The 17,468-nt window shown below is 69.3% G+C and carries 15 protein-coding genes and 1 tRNA gene; 6 read left to right on the top strand and 10 right to left on the bottom strand.

Translation table 11 applies throughout. The annotated features are described in order from the left end of the window. Positions 1 to 47: 47 nt before the first annotated feature. Both VNO22_08625 and VNO22_08620 read right to left on the bottom strand, forming a co-directional pair. Positions 48 to 2,105 (bottom strand): hypothetical protein, encoded by a 2,058-nt coding sequence (locus tag VNO22_08625; protein ID HXG61424.1) that lies wholly within the window; start codon positions 2,103 to 2,105, stop codon positions 48 to 50. 34 nt (positions 2,106 to 2,139) lie between these two features. Continuing rightward, positions 2,140 to 2,216, bottom strand: a tRNA-Val gene (locus VNO22_08620). A gap of 164 nt (positions 2,217 to 2,380) precedes the next feature. Here VNO22_08620 and VNO22_08615 point away from each other — a divergent pair. Further along, positions 2,381 to 2,848, top strand: a complete 468-nt coding sequence (locus tag VNO22_08615) for a hemerythrin domain-containing protein (GenBank protein HXG61423.1) — start codon at positions 2,381 to 2,383, stop codon at positions 2,846 to 2,848. Positions 2,849 to 2,850: 2 nt separating this feature from the next. Here the strand turns inward: VNO22_08615 and VNO22_08610 are convergent, their stop codons facing one another. The 4 genes from VNO22_08610 to VNO22_08595 all read right to left on the bottom strand — a co-directional run bounded on the left by VNO22_08610 (position 2,851) and on the right by VNO22_08595 (position 6,151). Beyond that, positions 2,851 to 3,678, bottom strand: a complete 828-nt coding sequence (locus VNO22_08610) for a leucine-rich repeat protein (GenBank protein ID HXG61422.1) — start codon at positions 3,676 to 3,678, stop codon at positions 2,851 to 2,853. 74 nt (positions 3,679 to 3,752) lie between these two features. Then, complete coding sequence (locus VNO22_08605) at positions 3,753 to 5,081, bottom strand: M48 family metallopeptidase (protein ID HXG61421.1); 1,329 nt, start codon at positions 5,079 to 5,081, stop codon at positions 3,753 to 3,755. An 81-nt stretch (positions 5,082 to 5,162) separates the two neighbouring features. Further along, a complete protein-coding gene (locus VNO22_08600; GenBank protein HXG61420.1) occupies positions 5,163 to 5,738 on the bottom strand; it encodes a LemA family protein in 576 nt (191 codons plus the stop codon). After that, positions 5,735 to 6,151, bottom strand: a complete 417-nt coding sequence (locus VNO22_08595; protein HXG61419.1) for a zf-TFIIB domain-containing protein — start codon at positions 6,149 to 6,151, stop codon at positions 5,735 to 5,737. The genes VNO22_08600 and VNO22_08595 overlap by 4 nt, the downstream gene beginning before the upstream one ends. Positions 6,152 to 6,264: 113 nt before the next feature. Between VNO22_08595 and VNO22_08590 the strand changes: the two genes are divergently transcribed. Then, on the top strand, positions 6,265 to 6,933 hold the full coding sequence (locus VNO22_08590) for a DUF1080 domain-containing protein (GenBank protein HXG61418.1): 669 nt from the start codon (positions 6,265 to 6,267) through the stop codon (positions 6,931 to 6,933). 48 nt (positions 6,934 to 6,981) lie between these two features. Further along, positions 6,982 to 8,466 (top strand): SpoIIE family protein phosphatase, encoded by a 1,485-nt coding sequence (locus VNO22_08585; GenBank protein HXG61417.1) that lies wholly within the window; start codon positions 6,982 to 6,984, stop codon positions 8,464 to 8,466. Positions 8,467 to 8,475: 9 nt separating this feature from the next. Here the strand turns inward: VNO22_08585 and VNO22_08580 are convergent, their stop codons facing one another. Continuing rightward, complete coding sequence (locus tag VNO22_08580; GenBank protein HXG61416.1) at positions 8,476 to 9,294, bottom strand: SGNH/GDSL hydrolase family protein; 819 nt, start codon at positions 9,292 to 9,294, stop codon at positions 8,476 to 8,478. An 82-nt stretch (positions 9,295 to 9,376) separates the two neighbouring features. Here VNO22_08580 and VNO22_08575 point away from each other — a divergent pair, with 82 nt between their 5' ends. Next, positions 9,377 to 10,774, top strand: coding sequence for a hypothetical protein (locus tag VNO22_08575; protein ID HXG61415.1), 1,398 nt, complete (start codon positions 9,377 to 9,379; stop codon positions 10,772 to 10,774). A 13-nt stretch (positions 10,775 to 10,787) separates the two neighbouring features. On the opposite strand, the gene VNO22_08570 is transcribed toward VNO22_08575, so the two are convergent. Next, positions 10,788 to 12,536, bottom strand: coding sequence for a hypothetical protein (locus VNO22_08570; protein HXG61414.1), 1,749 nt, complete (start codon positions 12,534 to 12,536; stop codon positions 10,788 to 10,790). Positions 12,537 to 12,627: 91 nt separating this feature from the next. After that, entirely contained in the window at positions 12,628 to 13,218 is a 591-nt protein-coding gene (locus VNO22_08565; protein ID HXG61413.1) for a redoxin domain-containing protein, read from the bottom strand. Between the two features lie 125 nt (positions 13,219 to 13,343). Between VNO22_08565 and VNO22_08560 the strand changes: the two genes are divergently transcribed. After that, entirely contained in the window at positions 13,344 to 13,709 is a 366-nt protein-coding gene (locus VNO22_08560; protein HXG61412.1) for a hypothetical protein, read from the top strand. A gap of 111 nt (positions 13,710 to 13,820) precedes the next feature. Beyond that, entirely contained in the window at positions 13,821 to 16,043 is a 2,223-nt protein-coding gene (locus VNO22_08555; protein HXG61411.1) for an ATPase, T2SS/T4P/T4SS family, read from the top strand. On the opposite strand, the gene VNO22_08550 is transcribed toward VNO22_08555, so the two are convergent. Next, positions 16,044 to 17,411 (bottom strand): PAS domain-containing protein, encoded by a 1,368-nt coding sequence (locus VNO22_08550; GenBank protein ID HXG61410.1) that lies wholly within the window; start codon positions 17,409 to 17,411, stop codon positions 16,044 to 16,046. It lies immediately after the preceding gene. Positions 17,412 to 17,468: the final 57 nt, after the last annotated feature.

Below are 17,468 nucleotides of genomic sequence, written 5' to 3'. Positions count from 1 at the left end.
GCCCCCTCCGGGCCCGCCGTTCCACCCACCCACCTACAATTCCCCCCTCAGTCGCCCGCCACCCCCGGCGGGATGATGTATGAACTGCCCTGAGAAAGGAGAAGAAGAAACGTATGGCAGAAAAAGAGAGTCGGGAAACAGAAGTACGCCCGCCCGCGAAGGAATGTGGCGAACCTTCCGAGGCCGAGCCGGTTGAAGGAAGTGGTCGCCACCGACGCGCCGAGCGATCGGCCGCGTCTCCCCCCAAGGACGAGCGCCATGATGGACCTCCCGCCAAGAATGTCGGCGGCCGTCCTCACAAGCGCTGGAAGATACGGGTCCTCCGGATCGACGCCGCGAAGTACCCCCAGTTCGCCCAGGACAAGGACCATCCCTTCGCGAGGATGTCCGTCGAGGCGCGGCTGGAGGAGATCGACACCTTCTTCGCCCGGCTGCGGGTGAGGAAGAAGTCCCCGAAACCTGCGAGCGGCGGATGGTCCGCCGCCGCATGGCCTAACGAAAGGAGGCGCATGATCCAGAAGAACGAACAGGCGTCTCGGCCACAAGGCCCGGTCGTGAACGTGCTCTTCTACTGCCGCGTCTCGACCGATAAGCAGGCCGAGAAGGAAGACGGCTCCCTCGACACCCAGCTCGACCGGCTCTCCTCCATGATCGACTACCGGAGGAAGCAGGGGGAGAACTGGGTCGCCTTCGAGAAGCTGGTCGAAGGCGAGAAGGACGGCAAGCGGCGCGGGAAAAGCGCCAAGAACATGAACCGCCCGGCGCTCCAGCGGCTCCTCGAACTGGCGCGGGCGCGTCTCATCGACGTGGTCGCCGTCACGAAGCTCGACCGCATCTCCCGGAGCCTCTCGGACTTCGTGAAGCTGGTCGAGGAGCTCGACCGCTACGGCGTGAAGCTCATCTCCCTCAAGGAGAACTTCGACTTCACGACCGCGGCGGGGCGGCTCCAGGTCCACATGCTGGTGGCGCTCGCGCAGTACGAGCGGGAACTGACCTCCGCGCGCGTGAAGGACAAGGTGCTCTGGAGGCTGGAGAAGGGCCTTCCCATCGGCCGCCCGCCCTCGGACTACGTCATGAAGGACAAGACGTACGCGATCGACGAGCCCTATGCCTCCCACGTCCGGACGGCGGATGCCCTCTACCTGGAACGGGAAAGCACCGACGTCATCGTCCGGGAGTTCGCCCGCCTGGGATACCGGACGAAAAGCGGTGTGACCTACACCAAGCCCGTCGTCTGCCACATGCTCCGGAACCCCGTCTACGCGGCCAAGCAGGAGCACGAAGGCAAGCTCTACGACGCCGGCTGGCAGCCCCTCCGCACCTGGGAGGCCCACGAGAAGATCCAACGCCTCATGGACCGAAACAACAAGCGCAAGCACGGCGGCAAGACCCAGCCCCGGAACTACGTCTACCTCCTCCAAGGGCTCCTCCGCTGCGGCGAGTGCGGGCACAAGATGGTCCCGCAGCCCGCGACGGGGCGGAACGGCAATGCGTACCACTACTACGGCTGCAACCGCGCCGAGAAATCGGTCGGCACGGCCTGCCCCAAGCGCTATGTCCCCGCGGAGGCGATCGACCGGGCGGTCCTCGCCTTCATGAGAGAACTGCACGTCAAGCCGGAACGGGTCAAGGCCATCGCCTCGAAGGAGAACGGTCTCGTCTCCCTGACCATCACGAGGCTCAAGGAGGACTACGGGCGCGTCTCCACGCAGCTCGGCAGGACCAAGCAGCAGCTCGCCCACCTGGCCGAAGTCGTGGCCAACGGCGGCATGTCGGCCCTCGGCACCATCAAGGACAAGCTCGAATCCCTGGAAGCCGAGCGCGCCGAAATGGAAGACACCCAGGCCCGGCTCAAGGCCGAGCTCGAATCGGAAGAGTCGCAGGAGATCGCGGTCGACGCCCACATGAAGTCGCTCGCCCTCTTCGACGCCCTCGTCCGGGAGCACGGCGACGAGCCGGAGCGGATCAAGGCGGGCATCACGCGGTTCGTGGACTACGTGATCTGGCACGGCGGCCCGAAGGGCGAGGGCCAGCTCGAGGTCTCGCTCTGGGCGCACCCCGTGGCGCTCTCGCCGGACACGCTCGACTACGACAGCGCCCTGCACGGGGCAGGGCGTTGTTTCGTCCCGGAGTCAGAGATGGTGGGCCGTGCAGGACTTGAACCTGCGACCTTCTGCGTGTCGAGCAGACGCTCTAGCCAGCTGAGCTAACGGCCCGGCGAGAAGACGACGGCCAGTGTATCGGGCGCGCCGTGCCAGTCAAGAGGAAGGTTCGGCGCGCTCCGTAACGTCCGGCCCGGCCGCGGATCCTCAGGGGTGACGACCTCCGCCGCGCGGCTTCCGTGTCCTCCGCCGGCGGCCACCCGACCGAGGAGACCGCCATGAAAGCCCTCGACCTTCTGGAGCAGGATCATCGGAACGTGGAGCGCCTTTTCGAGGAGTACGACGCCGCGGGGGACGCCCCCGACCTCAAGAAGGCCCTCTTCGAGCGCCTCCGCCAGGAGCTCGAAATCCACGCGCAGATCGAGGAACAGGTCTTTTATCCCGCGCTGCGCGACATCCAGCCCCCCGACGCGCCTCACCCCGTGGCGGAGGCGCTCCGCGAACACCAGGACGTCAAGGACCTCCTCGAGGAGATCGCCGGCCTCGACCCCGAGGAGGCCGAGTTCGACGACCGGATGAGCGAACTGCGCAAGAACGTGATCCACCACGTGGACGAGGAAGAGAGCGAGCTCTTCGAGGAGGCCCGCGAACACTTCCCCGCCGACCGCCTGGAGGACATGGGCGCCCGCATGGAGGCGCTCAAGAAGAGCCTCCAGGCCGGACCCCGCTACCGGCGCACCGCCTGAGCCTACTTCTCCTCGAAAACCACCTGCCCCCCGAAGGCGCGCAGCTGCGCCAGCTGCTCGGACCGGGCGGCCGGCGAGAGGGGATTGCCCGTCAGGTAGACCCTCCAGTAGGGCGTGAAACGCTTTTCCTTCTCCGCGTCTTTCTTCGCCATCGCCACGAGCGGCCCAAGATCCGTCACCTTGTTGCGCTCGAGAAAGAGGTACCGCAGCTCGGCGAGCTCCGCCAGGGGCGCCAGATCCGACACGGCGTTGTTCCGCAGCGAAAGCGTCGAGAGCCCCTTGAGACCGCGGATCGGATCGAGGCGCGCGACCTGGTTGCCGTCCAGCCGCAGCGTCCAGAGCCGGGTCAGGCCCGCCAGCGGCGCCAGATCCGATACCTTGTTGTCGGAGACGTCCAGCGTGTTGAGCGGCTGCAGCTTCGACAGGGGGCCGAGATCCGCGACTTGATTGCCCCGGAGATCCAGATATTGCAGGCGTTCCAGTCCCGCGAGAGGAGAAAGATCCTGGACGCGATTGCCCGCCAAGTGGAGCGCCTGGAGATTTTTAAGCTCCTTGAGCGGGGACAGATCCGTCACCTCGTTGTTCGAAAGGTCCAGGAGAGCCAGGCTCCGGCACTTCTCGAGGCCCCGCAGATCCCGGATTCCCTTTCCCTTGGCCTCGATCGTGGAGAGGTTCTTGACGTCCTCCTCGGTCAGGGGCTTGTCCGTCCCTCGCTTTTCGAAGACCTGCTGCCGGACCGCGGCTTCCAGATTCTTGTCCGGGAAGAGATCCTCGGCGGTCGGGGGAAGAGACAGAACGGCGGCGAACCCTGCGGCGATCCACGAAGTCATGGCGGCCTCCTTGCGATGAAGGTCGAACCTCCTTTTTCAAAGAATGCATTTCAATATACGTCCCGCGGCGACGTTCAGGAGCTTCCGGCGCCCGGGATCACGCGGATTTTCCGCCCGCAGGCGGGGCACGCCACGAGCGGCGCGGCGAAGGCCGGACTCAGATGAACGGCGTGGCCGCAGCGGCATTGGAACGATTCCCAGCCGGCCCCCGCGCGGCGGTATTCGAGCGGAGCCTCCGGGATCGACTCGGTCTCCCGGGCCCGCGGCACGGGGTTGTCGCGCCCGCAGCGGGGACAGCGAATCGCGTCGCGCCCGAGGCCGGCGGGCACCTGGATTCCCACCCCGCACGGACAGGTCATGAAGACGAGCCCCCGGAGACGCCCCACGAGGTCCAGCGTCGCGACGGCGGGAGCGGCGGCTTCTTCCGGCCGGGGGGCCTCGCCCGGTTGGGGAGCCCGGACCGGAACGGACGCCCCCTCCGCCGACAGCGTCCGCGCGCCGATGACCGATCGGCGAAGAATCTTCCGGAACGCCGCATCGTAGTCCACGTATCCGGCGCCTCCTCCCATGCTCCGGAGGATCCGGATCCGTTCCTCGGTGGGGGGATGCGTGGAGAGGAGCCCCGTCGCGGCGAGCGCCGTCATCGGGTTCACGATGTAGAGGGGGGCCAGCACGCGATGCGCCGTTCCCTGCCGGCGGCCGTAAAACGCCCCCATCTTTTCGAGCGCCGAGGCCAGCCCTTCGGGGTAGCGCGTGAAGCGCGCGCTCGAGGCGTCCGCCAGGTACTCGCGGCGCCGCGAACAGGCGAAGTAGATGAGCCGCGCCAGAAGCGGCGCCAGGACCGAAAGCAGGATCGCCAGGAGAACGACCAGCGCCTGGACCTGTCCTCCGGCGCGGCTTCGGCGCCCGTCCCGGAAGCGCATCAGGCGCAGAAGGAGGTCCGCGAGGATCACGATCGCCCCGAGCATCACCCCCACCAGCATCATGAAGGCGCTGTCGCGATTCTTGATGTGCCCGACTTCGTGCCCTACGACGCCCTGAAGCTCGTCGCGGTTCATGAGGCGCAGGAGCCCCGTGGTCACCGCGACCGCGCTCCGCTCCGGCTTCCGGCCGATCGCGAAGGCGTTGGGCGAGGGATCGTCGATGATATAGACTTCGGGCACGGCCCCGAGGCCGGAAGCCAGCACCATCTCCTCGACCACGTTCCAGAGCTGGGGGTGATCCCGCTTTTCGATTCTGCGGGCGCCGGCGGTGGCCAGAAGGATGCGGTCCCCCTGGAGGGCGGCGACCGCCCAGAGCCCTCCCCAGAGCCCGACCGCGCCCAGAGCTCCCCAAGCCGCCGCGTCCGGACCCGCCACGGCGGAACCGACCGCGGTCCCGAGAAGGACCAGCAGGACCCCCATCAGCGAGACGAGGATCCAGGATCGGCGCCGATTGGCTTGAATCGCTTCCCACATGGGAGCGCGGGCCGGGAGGCCGGACTCTTAGAACTTCACCTGGGGCGCCTTCCGCTCCTCCTGGCCCGCTTCGAAAGGCGTCGCGGGCACGAAGTGGAAAAACGCCGCCACGACGTTCGTGGGGAACACCTCGGTCTTCGTATTGTAGTGCATCACCGCGTCGTTATAGAACTGCCGGGCGAAGGCGATCTTGTTCTCCGTCGAGGTCAGCTCCTCCTGGAGGGCCATGAAGTTCTGGTTGGCCTTGAGGTCCGGATACTGCTCGACCACGAGCATCAGGCGCCCGAGCGCGCCGCCGAGCTCCGCCTCCGCCTTGATCCGGTCCTCGACGCTGGAGGCGCCGACGGCCTGCCGGCGCGCTTCGATCACGCGTTCGAGGGTCTGGCTCTCGTGCGTGGCGTAGCCGCGGACGGTCTCCACCAGGTTCGGAATGAGGTCGTGCCGGCGCTTGAGCTGCACGTCGATCTGCGCCCAGGCGTTCTTGACCTGGTTGCGCAGCCGGACGAGGCTGTTATAGATCGCGGCGAAGATGAGACCCAGAAGGACGAAAAGCCCCAGCCCCACGCCGAGAACCACGAGGATGCCGATCACCGTTCCGCTCATTCCGATCCCTCCTTCTTCGGCCGTTCCGCGGCCGTCAAGTCCCCGAGCAGCCGGGCCACGGCCCCCGCTTCGCCGCTCCGAAACGCCGCCAGGATTCGTTCCATCTCCCCCGGGTCGAACCACAGGCCGTCCCCGCCCGGGCATCGGTCCACGGGGACGCCTTCGATCAGGACTTCGCGCAGGCGGCCCCGGCAGCGCGCGCACCGCCGGTCGGTCGGGCGGCCTTCGCGGCCGCGGGCGGCGGCTTCGGTGAGCCGGCCGGGCTCAATCCCCTCCTGAACCCCCAGGAGTTCCAGCTCGCCCCCGTCCAGCCAGGTTCCTCCGCAGCGCAGGCACCGGTCGAGTTCGACCCCCTCGAGGGTGAATCCCACCAGGGGATCCCCGCAGGCGGGGCAAGGGTCGGCGGCGCTCATCGTGAGTTCATTATGTAGACGATCTGCCCACCTGTCCATTACCGGATATCGAAGACCGCAACGAAGCGGCGTTCGGCGTCGTAATAAGAAGGAGATTTCAGGGGAGGCGAAACATGATTCGAGCGCTGGCCGCCTGCGCGGTTGCCGCCGCATGCCTGGCTCCGCAGGCCGTGGAGCCCTTCAACGGGAAGGACCTTTCGGGCTGGAAGCTCAAAGGCCCGGCGGAAAAGAGCCATTGGAGGGTGGGCAAGGCCTCGCTCGACCCTCAGGATCCTCGCAAATTCGTCGTCGCCGAAGGGTCGGAACTCGTCAACGCCCAGGGGGGCGGAGTGGATCTCTACACGGAGGCGAAATTCGGCGACGCCCTCATCGAGGTGGAGTTCATGGTCCCCAAGGGCTCCAACTCGGGCGTGTACGTCATGGGCGAGTACGAGGTCCAGGTGCTCGACAGTTACGGAAAGCAGAAGATCGGCACGGGGGACGTGGGCGCGCTCTACGGAGCGGCGCCCCCGCGCGTGAACGCTTCGAAGCCCCCCGGCGAGTGGCAGAAGTTCGTCATCGACTTCCGCGCCCCCAAGTTCGACGAGTCGGGCAAGAAAATCGCCAACGCGCGCTTCGTCAAAGTCGAGCTCAACGGCCAGGTGCTTCACGAGAACGTCGAAATGAAGGGGCCCACCCCGTCGGGCGTCACGGGCAAGGAGGCTCCCGAAGGTCCGCTCATGTTCCAGGGCGACCACGGTCCGGTGGCGTACCGGAACATCCGGATCACGCCGGTGAAGTAAGCCCCCCGGGGCGAAACGTTTCCCGGTCCGGGCGCGCGTGGTACTCTTATGGCGGAGATGACGGCTCCTTCCGCTCCGCCCAAGGTGGTTTACGGCCTGGAAGACGCCAGCGTCGCCCAGGAACCCTGCGGCCCGGCGATCCTCTTCCGTTTCTCGGGCAAGTGCTCCCCTGCCGTCGTCGAATGGCTGCGCCGCGGGCTTCGAGAGGCGCGCCAGTCGGTGGTCCTGGACCTCCGGGGCCTGGAGGGCGTGGACGGCGCCTTCGTCGAGGAAGTCATCCGCTTCGCCCGCCAGGCGGTCCGCCGCAAGCGCCAGGCGGCGCTGGTGGACCCTTCCGGCCGCGCGGCGGAGATCGCCGAACGGCTCGGCGCCGGGAGCCTGCTTCCCTCGCTGAGCAGCCCGGGGGCTCTCGAGGGGGCCAAGTCCGTCGCCGACGCCGTGCTTCGGGAGCGGGCGGCGCTGGACGACCTGGCTTCGCGCCTGGAGGTGAATCCCCTCTGGAGGCGCATCGACCAGGAGGCGTGCTGGCTGTGCCCGCTGTGCGGAACGGGAGTGGACGCGGTGCGGATCTGGAACTTCGCGCGGCCGGGGCTCGGCGCGCTGCGGGGCATCCGGGTCCATCTTGTCGAGGAATGCGCCGCCTGGCGGGCGGGGCGGCGCGTTCCTCTGCCGGCGAGCGTCCTGGACGCCTTCCTTCTCGAGATCAACAAGCGCAAGGCCTCCGCCGAGCTGGAGCGCCGGTGGCGGATGTCGCGCGAGATGGAGGCCCTCCAGGACCGCGTGGATTCCATGCAGGCGCTGGAGCGCAGCGTCGAGGAGGCCAAGCGCAAGCAGCTTCACCTTCTTCCCGTAGATCCGGCGCCGGACGCCGTGGCCGACATCGCCGTCGTCTACCGCCCGCTCCAGTCCGTCAGCGGCGATTTCCTGGATTTCTACGCGCTCGAGGGGGACCGCTTCGGCGCCGTCATCGGCGACGTGAGCGGCCACGGCGTGGAAACGGCCATCACCATGGGCATGGCGAAGATGGCGCTTCGGATCCGGACCGGATCCCCCGGCGCCCTGCGGGACCTCGTGGCGACGGCCAACCGGGACCTTTTCACGGAGCTGCGGCGCTCCGCGTTCGTGACCGGCGTCGTGGCCGTGATCGACCGCGCCACGCGGCGCATGACCTACGTGCGCGCGGGCCACCCGCGGCCGCTGCTGCGGCGCGCCTCGGGCGACTGCGAGGAGCTCGAAGCCCCGGGGTTGCCCTTCGGCGTCGATCCCGGACCGCGCTTCTCCGCGGCGCTCGAGGAGCGGGAGGTGGACCTGGCGCCCGGGGACGTGCTGCTTCTTTACACGGACGGCGTGATCGAGGCGGGCCCCGAGGCGGGCCAGTTCGGCATGGAGCGCCTCAAGCAGGCGCTCCTCGAAGCTCCGGCGGAGGCGCCGGCCTCGGCGATTCTCTCCTGCGTGACGGCCGCCCTGGACGGATTCCTGGCCGGCCGGCCCGCCGGCGACGACGTGACCCTCGTCTGCCTCAAGATCCGCTGATTCTCCGCCTTACCGCTTCTCGAGCCGGTCGAACACGCGCGACTTCACTTCCGCGATCTTCCGCACCGAGAGCCACCCGCGGAGGAGGTACCCGGATCGGCGGAGGTTCTCCTCGGTCGGTTCGCTCGAGGGGGTCGCGTCACCGGAATCGGCGGTGGGGTGGACGTCGTCCTTGGCCAGGAGCGTCCCGTTCCAGTCGTTCGGCCGGCGCCGCAGGATTTCGCGCTCGTAGTCGATGAGCGGAAGGCGATGCGCCCGGGCGAGCTCGCGAAGCGCCTCGTTGTAGCGCCGGGCCAGATCCCCGCGGTGCGGATGGGGAGGGATCGTGGAAAGGATCGGGACGGCGTGGCGCTCGAGGATGAGGCGGACGATCCGCTCCATGTCCGCGCGGTAGGCCGCCACCTCGCGGCCCGCGGAAGCGTCGTTGGTCCCCAGCATGACGACGGCCGCCTGCGGGCGGTATTTGTCGAGGATCTCCCGGAGCGGCGGAAGTCCTCCCTTGCCCCCGGCCAGGAATTCGTCGCTTCGGACGCCGCTGGCGGCGGTCTCGGACCGGTTGCCCGGCCGGTCCACGGAACACAGCCACCAGCCGTCGGCGTCGTCCCGGCGCCCGGTGTGCATCCAGCGCAGGACCGCCTCATCGTCCGCGGTCTTGCCGCGCCCGCCGCGGGCCCAGGCGGAATAGGCGCTGGAATACGTGATCGAATCGCCGAGGTGGAGGACCACCCCCGGGCGGCCGGAGAACCGCGCGGCGACCTTGCGCATGGCCTCCGCGTAGTCGTAGCCCTCCTGAGCGAGCGTCCAGGACAGCGCCAGAAGACAGACCATGGGTTTTTCTCCGAAAACGCGGCGTTTCTCCGAAGTGTAACGCATGGGGGGGCGGCGGGGTACAATTCTCTTTGAGCGACGGATGGGGCAGGAAATCGTCTACTGCTGCCGCTGTCAGGTGCGGCTGGCGACCGGGGACTTCGACAAGGGACGGGCGACTCGGCTGGGAAACCGGGTGGCCTGCGTCGATTGTCTGCCGGGCGTCCTTTCCGCTTTGACGCCCGACGAGCGGCAGGAATTCGCGCAGATCCTGGCGGCCCACCGCACCGGGTCACCGGTTCGCGGTCCGGGAACCGGCTCCTCTTCCTCGCTGCGCGCGCTTCCCTCCCGCCCCCGATCCACGGCGCGGATCCGCACGGTGGCTGCGCCGGTCCGGTCGAACCCCCACGGCCGCCTGAGGTCGGGCAGAGCCGTCGGGATCGCCGTCGCAGCCGCCGCGGCCGCGGCGTTCGTGGCCTGGGCGGCCTGGCCTTCGGGGAATACGTCCGCCCGGACACCCCAAACCCGGGCCGAGGCGTCTCCTCCGGCCCGGCCGCCGGCGCCGGACCCGCGGGAACGCGAGGCCCGCGCCGCTCTGGAGCGCGCGCGGCGGATTCCCGCCGAGGACCTCGACGCCAAGATCGCGGCCTACGCCGAGGCGGCCCGGGTATCCCAGGGGACGGCGCTCCATCCGGAGGCCGAGGAGGCGCACAAGGCGCTCGTGGCTCGCCGGGAGCAGGATCTCCTGCGCGAGCTGGCGGCGCTGGACGAGGAGGCGCGTCCGCTTCGCGAGCGGGAGCGTTTCGCCGCGGCGCTGGCGATTTACGAGGGGGCCCGCGCGCGGCGCCCAAGTCGCGAGTGGCAGGCCCTTCTCGAGGCGCGCCTCCGCGAGGAGCGGGCCCGCATCGAGACGCTCTTTCGCAAGGTCGGCGAGGATGCGGCGCAGGCGCGCCGCCAGGGGGATCGCCGCACGGAGGACGAGCTGCGGGCCCGGGTGGCGGGCTGGGGGCTGGCGGAATGGACCTCGGCTCTGGAACGGAGGCTCGCCGAGATCCGCCCCGAGCGTCCCTGGAGGCCCCTCTTCGATGGAAGAACCCTGAACTGGATGTCCTCGGGGTCTCGGGACGCCTGGGAAGTGGTCGACGGGGCGATATGCCTGAAGCCGGGGGTGGACAACGCCGCCCAGTCGAAGGACGATTTCGAGGACGTCGAATTCCGCATTCGATTCGAGACGCGGGGGGCGCGCCGGGTGTGGTTCGCCTTTCGCCAGGGGAGCGAGGGCTTGTACGGAGTGGATTGGCAATCGGCGGCCGCCGCCGCTCTGGCGGGGGGAACGCGGGAACTGCGGGTCGCTTTGCGGGGGGATGAGGTGACCGCCCGTCTGGACGGCTCGCCGGTTCCGGTGGAACAGCACGGCCGGCGGCCCCGGCGCGGCCGGCTTCAGTTCAACGCCACGGCCGAAGGTTTCCGGATTCTCTCGATCGAGTACCGCGAGCCCTGAGGATTCGCTTTTCTTAGAGCGAATTCAGGAAGGCCAGGAGATCCTTCAGCTCCTCGGGAGCGAAGTCGGGTTTCCCCGTCAGGCGCGAGGGGCGGTGATGCCTCTGGAGGACTTCCTCAAGCGTTCTCGCCCGGCCGTCGTGCAGATACGGGCCGCGTGTGCCGACCCCGCGCAGGGGAGGCGGATTGAATCCCTTGTAGGCGTCGCGGGCTTCTTCGAGACCCACGAGATACGTCTCGGGCGAGGTATAGTCCGGCGGCGCATGACAGGTGTCGCAGGCGCGGTCGCGGAAGAGCGCTTCGCCGCGGCGGGCCGCCTCGTTCCGCGGGGCCGCCGGCGGGGGGAAATCGAGCGTCCGGATGAACGCTTCGAGAGCGTCGAGGTCTTCCGCGGAGGGTTCGGGGCCCTGCATCGTGGTTTTCATCGAATGCGCCAGAGCGGCGCGCAATTCGGGCTGCCAGCCGTGCCACGTCCAGGGTCCCGTGCGCGCCGCGCCCCGCAGGCTGAGCGTCTTCTTGGCCCGCCCGTAGTTTCCGTCGTTGAGCGTGTCGTAGCTCGATCCGTTCGTGTGCCCGTCCGTGTGGCAGGTGTGGCAGGAGAACCACTGATGGAACGAGCGTCCCGCGTCGTAAAAGACGGCCTCGCCGCGGCGGGCGAGAGACGGTTCCGCCGGACCGCCCAGGCGGATCGTGCGCCGGACCTTTCCGGCTTCGAAGTCGAGCACGTGGAGCGCGTCGGCCAGGAAGTCGGCCACGATCACGGAAGCGCCGTCGGGCGTGAAGGCGCAGGCGACGGGGCGGCCGCCCACGGCCACGCGCCGGAATCTCCGGGAATCCCTGAGCAGCTCGGGCTCGATGTGGTCCCCGGGGCCGCCGAAGGAGACGAAGGGCAGCGGCAGGCGGAGCAGCAGGACCTCGTGCGTGCCGCCGGCCGCCAGGGCGAGCGACTCGCCGTCGGGCCCCACGGCCAGCCCCTCGACGTCGCCGACCGCTTGCCCGCGCGGGTCCAGGGCGATGGCCGCGCGGGGGCCCTCGCTCCGAAGGGGCACGCGGCTCAGACGGGCGGCGATGACCCAGCCGCGGTCGATGTTCTGCCGGGTGACCGGGGAGCCGCGCTCGGCGACATTCGGGACGTAAGCCCACGCGCCGTCCGGAGAGACGGCGATCTGCCGGACGTTGGGCCCGCGCAGGTCCACCGTGTAGAGCGTACGTCCTTCGGAAACTTCGAGAACGCGGACGGAGCGCGAGAGGGTCTCGCCGACGACCAGGCGCGAACCGTCCGGGGTGAGGGCAAGGTGCCAGGGTTCGTCCCCGACGGGAAGGCGCGCCGTCACCCGCCCGGTCGCCGGATCGACGACGGCGACCGCGTCCTCGCCCGCCAGGGCGACGAAGGCCCGGCGGCCGTCGGCCGACAGGGCGACGCCGCGCGGCTCGTCGCCGACGCGGATCGCGGTTCGGACGGCGAGGCGCGGCGGATCCGCTTCGAGGATCGTGATTGAATCGTCCAGAAGGTTGGACACCACGGCCGTCGATCCTCTCCAGGCCAGGGCGAAGGGCCGGCGGCCCACGGAGACTTCGGCGGCGACGGTTCCTCGCTCGAGGTCCACGAGGGACGCCGTATCCGAGCCCGAGTTGGCGGTGAGGGCCCAGCGCCCGTCCGGGGAGAGAACGACATCGCGGGGGGATCGAGGGGGCGGGGGTTCCTGAGGGGCGACCCCCGAGGTCCAGGAGATCGCGGCCAGAAGGAAGGTCAGGGATCTCATCCGAAGGATCCGCACCGGGGGCGGGCCGGCCGCCCCCGGTGCGGCGATGATCATGGCGTCGGGCTCAACGAGCCCCGCGAACCTTGAACCCTCACCCGAAGCCCTTTCTCGGGGCGACGGTCACTTCCTTGCCTTCGAGGAGCGCGGTGAGGACCGAATGGACGTACCGCTCCTTGACCTGACTCTCGTCGGCGCGGTAGTTCGGGCCGCACTGCAGGTCGTCCATGGCGCCGACGTAGCGCAGAACGCCCTCTTTGTCGATGACCGCGTAGGTCGGCGTCACGACCGCTCCGAAGTAGCGGGCCAGCTCGCCGTTCTCGTCGTCGAGCACCGGCATGCCGTAGTTCTTGGACTCGACGTATTTGCGGATCCCTTCGCGGGTGTCCGCGGCGCTGCTCCAGACGGCGAGGAACTGCACGCCCTTGGGGCCGAATTCCTCCCGGAGGGCGCCCGTGCGCTTTTCGTACTTCCAGGTGACGTCGCACTTCTCGCTGATCCAGACGAGAACGACCGGGCTCTTGCCTTTGAAGTCCGCCAAGCTGATCCAGGCGTCCCCGTCCTTGGTGGCGTCCCGAAGCTTGAATTCCTTGATCGGCTTGCCGATCATGCCGCGCTCTTGGGCGGAGGCGGGGACGGCCGCCGCCGACAGAGCGGCCGCCAGCGCCACGACGCGTCGAATCATTTCAGCCCTCCTCTTTGAAGTATCGAAAGTCCCCCTATAATACGACGGGGGGATGGCCGCCGGAAGGGCAAATGGTATGCTTCTTCCGGGACGGCGGCCGCCGATTCCGTCCCGAAGGGAGGACCATGAAGCGTTTGCTGCCGGTGGTTTGGGGCGTTCTGGCGGGTTGTGCGGGTTCCGCGGGGGTGTACCCGGACACCGATGTCATGGAGGTGCCGGGGTTCGAGCTCAAGCTGGCGACGGGGATTCAGAAGTCGGGCGGCCTGCTCCAGGGGGGCACCCTCGAGTACGCGGGGCCGGGGGACCTCAAGACCGTCTATCGGCAGTATGTTTCCGCGATGCGCGAGCTGGGGTGGGTCAGCGCGAGCGACGAAATCGACGAGAACAAGGCCGTCGGGACGCTCCGGAAGGACAACCGGACCTGCGCGCTTCACTTCGCGGCCTCGCAGGGGCAGGTCCGCGCCACGATCAAGATTCAGCAGACGCGCTGATCCCGATCGCCGCCTTCCCCCCCGGCCGGCCGTTCCTTGGGATACACTCTTTCCAGGGGATCCGTCGAGCCGGGCGCCGTCCGCCGCGGCGGGGGGCGCCAAGGAGGGGATATGGGGTCGAAGTCGGGCCTCGGGATCACCAATTCTCAGCTGGACGCGGGGCGCCGGCGCATCGCCGCGTCCCTGAAGTCCGCCGGTCTCGAAGACCTTTCGTCGCGGGTGGCCGCCGAGATCGCCGCGCTTCTGGGCGCCGCCCAGGTGCGGGTTTACCGGCGCGACCCGCTGACGGGGGAGCTTTACGCGCGGGCGCTCCAGGGGCGCCGCCTGCGGGAATTCCGCCTGCCGGCGGATCCCTCCAGCGCGGCCGGCTACGCGGCGATGACTCACAAGAAGTCCTTCGCCTGGAAGCGGGATCCGGCGGGCGTGCGCCGCTACGTGGCGGCCGCGCCGCTTCTGGCGGGGGGCGAGGTCCTGGGCGTAGCGGAACTCACCCACGGGACGCCGGATGTCGCGCTCGACGACGAGCGGCTGAAGGTGTTTCACGATCTCTGCCTCCACCTGGGCCGCCGGCTTCAGCAGCTCGTCGAGGGGACGGCCCGGGCCACGCCTTACGACTACCTTCTGCAGGCCGGGCTCCTGACGCGGGAAACGCTCAAGCAGGCGCGGGACGAGGCGGTCCGGTCGGGGCTTTCGGTGGAACGGATCCTGGTCGAGCGGTGCGGGATCGACAAGGCGGCCCTGGGGCGGAGCCTTTCGGAGCACTTCGAGTGTCCTTTCGTCGCGGCGCCGGCGGAACTGGCGGTGTCCGGCGAGCTTCTGGGGCGTTTCTCGCCGGACTTTCTGCGGACCCACGCGGTGCTTCCGGTGGGCTGGAAGGGCGCGGCGGTCGAGGTGGTCGTGGTCAACCCGCGGAACCTGACGCTTGTGGACGATCTCAGCCGGCGCCTGGGGGCGGAAAAGCTGGCGCTCGCCGTGGCGGTGCGCGAGGACATCCTGGACGCGCTCGACCGGTTTCTCGCGGAGGCGGCCCCGCCGGCGGCGGAGGAACCCGCCGCCGGGGAGGCGGAGTGGGAGCCGGTGGCCGGCGACGAGGTCGGCTATTCGCTCGAGCCCGAGGTCGCCGCCAACGATTCCCGCACCGTGCGTCTCGTCAACGAGATCATCCAGGCGGCGGTGGACCGGGGCGCTTCGGACATCCATCTGGAGACCACGCCGACGGGCGGGCTGACCGTCCGCTTCCGTGTGGACGGCGTGCTCCACGATTACCGCGTCCTCAAGGAGGCGTGCGCCCGCCCGGTCGTCTCGCGCCTGAAGATCATGAGCCAGCTCAACATCGCCGAGCACCGGCTGCCGCAGGACGGCAAGATCCGCCTGAAGGACCGCCAGGGACGCAAGACCGACCTGCGCGTCGCCATCATGCCCACGCACGGCGGATATGAGGACGTGGTGCTGCGGCTCCTGCCGGAGTATCAGGTGTTCAAGCTCGACCAGCTCGGCATGACGGAGGAGGTGCGCGACCGGTTCCAGAAGCTCATCGAACAGCCGCACGGCATCGTTCTGTGCGTGGGTCCGACGGGGTCGGGGAAGACGACGACTCTCCATGCCGCGCTCGCTCACGTCAAGGGGCCGTCCGTGAAGGTCTGGACCGCCGAGGATCCGATCGAGATCACGCAGGAGGGGGTCCGGCAGGTGCAGGTGCACCCCCAGATCGGGCTGACGTTCGACCGCGCGCTGCGGGCGTTCCTGCGGTGCGACCCGGACGTCATCATGATCGGGGAGATCCGGGACCGCGAAACGGCGGACGCCGCGATCGAGGCGTCCCTGACAGGGCACCTGGTCCTTTCGACCCTGCACACGAACAGCGCTCCCGAGACGGTGACGCGGCTGCTGGAAATGGGGCTCGACCCCTTCACCTTCGGCAACAGCCTTCTGGGGGTCCTGGCTCAGCGGCTTGTGCGCCGGATCTGCGACGGCTGCGCGGAGCGCTACGCCCCTTCGGCGGACGAGTGGGACCAGATCCGGAGCCTCTACGGGGACGAGGCCCGGTTCGACGCGCTGCGCCTGGACCGCCGCAAGACCGTCCTGGCGCGGGGCAAAGGATGCGACGCGTGCTTCAAGACCGGCTACAAGGGGCGCGTCGGCATTCACGAGCTTCTGGCGGTTTCGCCGGAGGTGCGGAGGCTCGTGCAGAAGCGCGCCCGGGCGGATGAGATCGCCGAGGCCGCGCGCGGGAAGGGAATGGCCACGCTGCGGCAGGACGGACTGCGGAAGGTCCTGCAGGGGCTGACCGACGTCAAGGAAGTCCTCTCGATGACGGTGGAGGAAGATCTGTGATCAACGGGTCGCGACGTCCGCCGGGAGGGGGCGCAGAACCCAGACCGTTCCCGGGCCGTCGCCCGCCGCGCCCAGGTAAGGCCCGCGCGTCACGTCGAAGCGCCCGTTGAGGCGCGGAATGGTCAGCCGCACGGAGCGGCCCGAGGCGCCGCCGTCGTCGTCGCGCCACGGGGTTCCGTCCGCGTGGCAGGCGCCCTCCAGAACGTCGGCGAACGGGCGGCCGACGAGGTCCGCCACGTCCCGGCCCGCGATGGTCAGAAAGGCGGGGTTGGCCTGAAGGATGCGCCATGCGCCGTCAAGGATCACCACCGGCGCGGGCACCGACTGGAAAGCGGCCTGCCAGACGTCGCGCGTTTGACTGAGAAGCCTGAAGAGGGCGGCGTTTTCCAGGCAGAGCCGGGCCTGCTCGACCAAGGCGGCGGCGGCCTCCTCCTCGGCCCGCAGATGTTCGTGCGGCTCCACCCAGGCGACGACGAGCGCTCCCTGCAGGTGACCGACCCGGTCGGCGAAGGGAGCCAGAAGGATCTCCGAGAGCCCCGGCTCAAGCCAGGGGCTGCGGTCGGGCGGCGCCAGCCGGACGACGCCGTCCTTCTCGAGGGCTTCGCGGACGGGGGAGGTCTCCGGCGGCGTAGCGCTCCACCGGCGGCCGCGCTCCGGGCATAAGCCGGGCGCGGGAGCGATCCGGAAGCCGGCGTCTCCCGGTCCGGTCCAGAGCACGGCCGCTTCGGGGTTCCCCAGGAGGGAGCGCGCCGCCTCCGCCGCGGCGGCCAGGACGCATTTCGGGTCCGGCTCCAGGACGGGGCTGGCCGCGAGCGACTGGATGCGGCGCATCCCCTGGAGCTCCTTGCGCAGCCGGTCCTCCGCCTCCAGCCGCCGCTGCCGCTCGCGGGCGACGGCCTCCGAGACATACCCCACGTAGATGGCCACGACGAACAGGACGGGCAGGCCCGTCAGGAGCGTCACGATCCGATCCGCATCCGCCTCGGATCCGCGTCCGGAAAAGCCCACGTAGAAGGCGGCCACCGCCACGAACCCGCCGATCGAAACCGACAGGCGCTGCCCCGCCGAGGCCAGAAGGACCACGAGGAACATGGCCAGGAAAAGCTCCTGGCGATGCTGCTCGAGGCTCGCCAGCGCGATGACGAGCACCGAGATGTCAAAAAGGACCATGCACGCCTGGACGCGCTGGGAGGCGAGGCGATGCCCGCGCTCCGCCAGGAGGGCGAGGTTGGTCACCAGATACGCCGCCAGAATCGTCGGCAGGATCGGCGAGAGGGTGCCCTGGACGAAGGGCGGGATCGCCAGGGCGCCGATGAGGATGAGAAAAAGCAGCCGGACCGCGATGAGGATGCGCTTGTGCCGAAGCATTCCTTCCGCCCGCCAAACCCCCTTCCAATATTACCCCATCGGCAAGGGCCAGGGGGG

The organism is Planctomycetota bacterium, from assembly GCA_035574235.1.
Taxonomy (GTDB): Bacteria; Planctomycetota; MHYJ01; order MHYJ01; family JACPRB01; genus DATLZA01.
The sequence above is the reverse complement of the archived record's forward strand: the minus strand, read 5'-3'. Positions and strand labels throughout refer to the sequence as shown.

What these genes read in the sequence shown, in the direction of transcription:
- VNO22_08615 (HXG61423.1), top strand. Translation starts at nt 2,381, where the DNA reads ATGAAAGCCCTCGACCTTCTGGAGCAGGATCATCGGAACGTGGAGCGC.
- VNO22_08610 (HXG61422.1), bottom strand. Translation starts at nt 3,678, where the DNA reads ATGACTTCGTGGATCGCCGCAGGGTTCGCCGCCGTTCTGTCTCTTCCC.
- VNO22_08605 (HXG61421.1), bottom strand. Translation starts at nt 5,081, where the DNA reads ATGGGGGTCCTGCTGGTCCTTCTCGGGACCGCGGTCGGTTCCGCCGTG.
- VNO22_08600 (HXG61420.1), bottom strand. Translation starts at nt 5,738, where the DNA reads ATGAGCGGAACGGTGATCGGCATCCTCGTGGTTCTCGGCGTGGGGCTG.
- VNO22_08595 (HXG61419.1), bottom strand. Translation starts at nt 6,151, where the DNA reads ATGAGCGCCGCCGACCCTTGCCCCGCCTGCGGGGATCCCCTGGTGGGA.
- VNO22_08590 (HXG61418.1), top strand. Translation starts at nt 6,265, where the DNA reads ATGATTCGAGCGCTGGCCGCCTGCGCGGTTGCCGCCGCATGCCTGGCT.
- VNO22_08585 (HXG61417.1), top strand. Translation starts at nt 6,982, where the DNA reads ATGGCGGAGATGACGGCTCCTTCCGCTCCGCCCAAGGTGGTTTACGGC.
- VNO22_08580 (HXG61416.1), bottom strand. Translation starts at nt 9,294, where the DNA reads ATGGTCTGTCTTCTGGCGCTGTCCTGGACGCTCGCTCAGGAGGGCTAC.
- VNO22_08575 (HXG61415.1), top strand. Translation starts at nt 9,377, where the DNA reads ATGGGGCAGGAAATCGTCTACTGCTGCCGCTGTCAGGTGCGGCTGGCG.
- VNO22_08570 (HXG61414.1), bottom strand. Translation starts at nt 12,536, where the DNA reads ATGAGATCCCTGACCTTCCTTCTGGCCGCGATCTCCTGGACCTCGGGG.
- VNO22_08565 (HXG61413.1), bottom strand. Translation starts at nt 13,218, where the DNA reads ATGATTCGACGCGTCGTGGCGCTGGCGGCCGCTCTGTCGGCGGCGGCC.
- VNO22_08560 (HXG61412.1), top strand. Translation starts at nt 13,344, where the DNA reads ATGAAGCGTTTGCTGCCGGTGGTTTGGGGCGTTCTGGCGGGTTGTGCG.
- VNO22_08555 (HXG61411.1), top strand. Translation starts at nt 13,821, where the DNA reads ATGGGGTCGAAGTCGGGCCTCGGGATCACCAATTCTCAGCTGGACGCG.
- VNO22_08550 (HXG61410.1), bottom strand. Translation starts at nt 17,411, where the DNA reads ATGCTTCGGCACAAGCGCATCCTCATCGCGGTCCGGCTGCTTTTTCTC.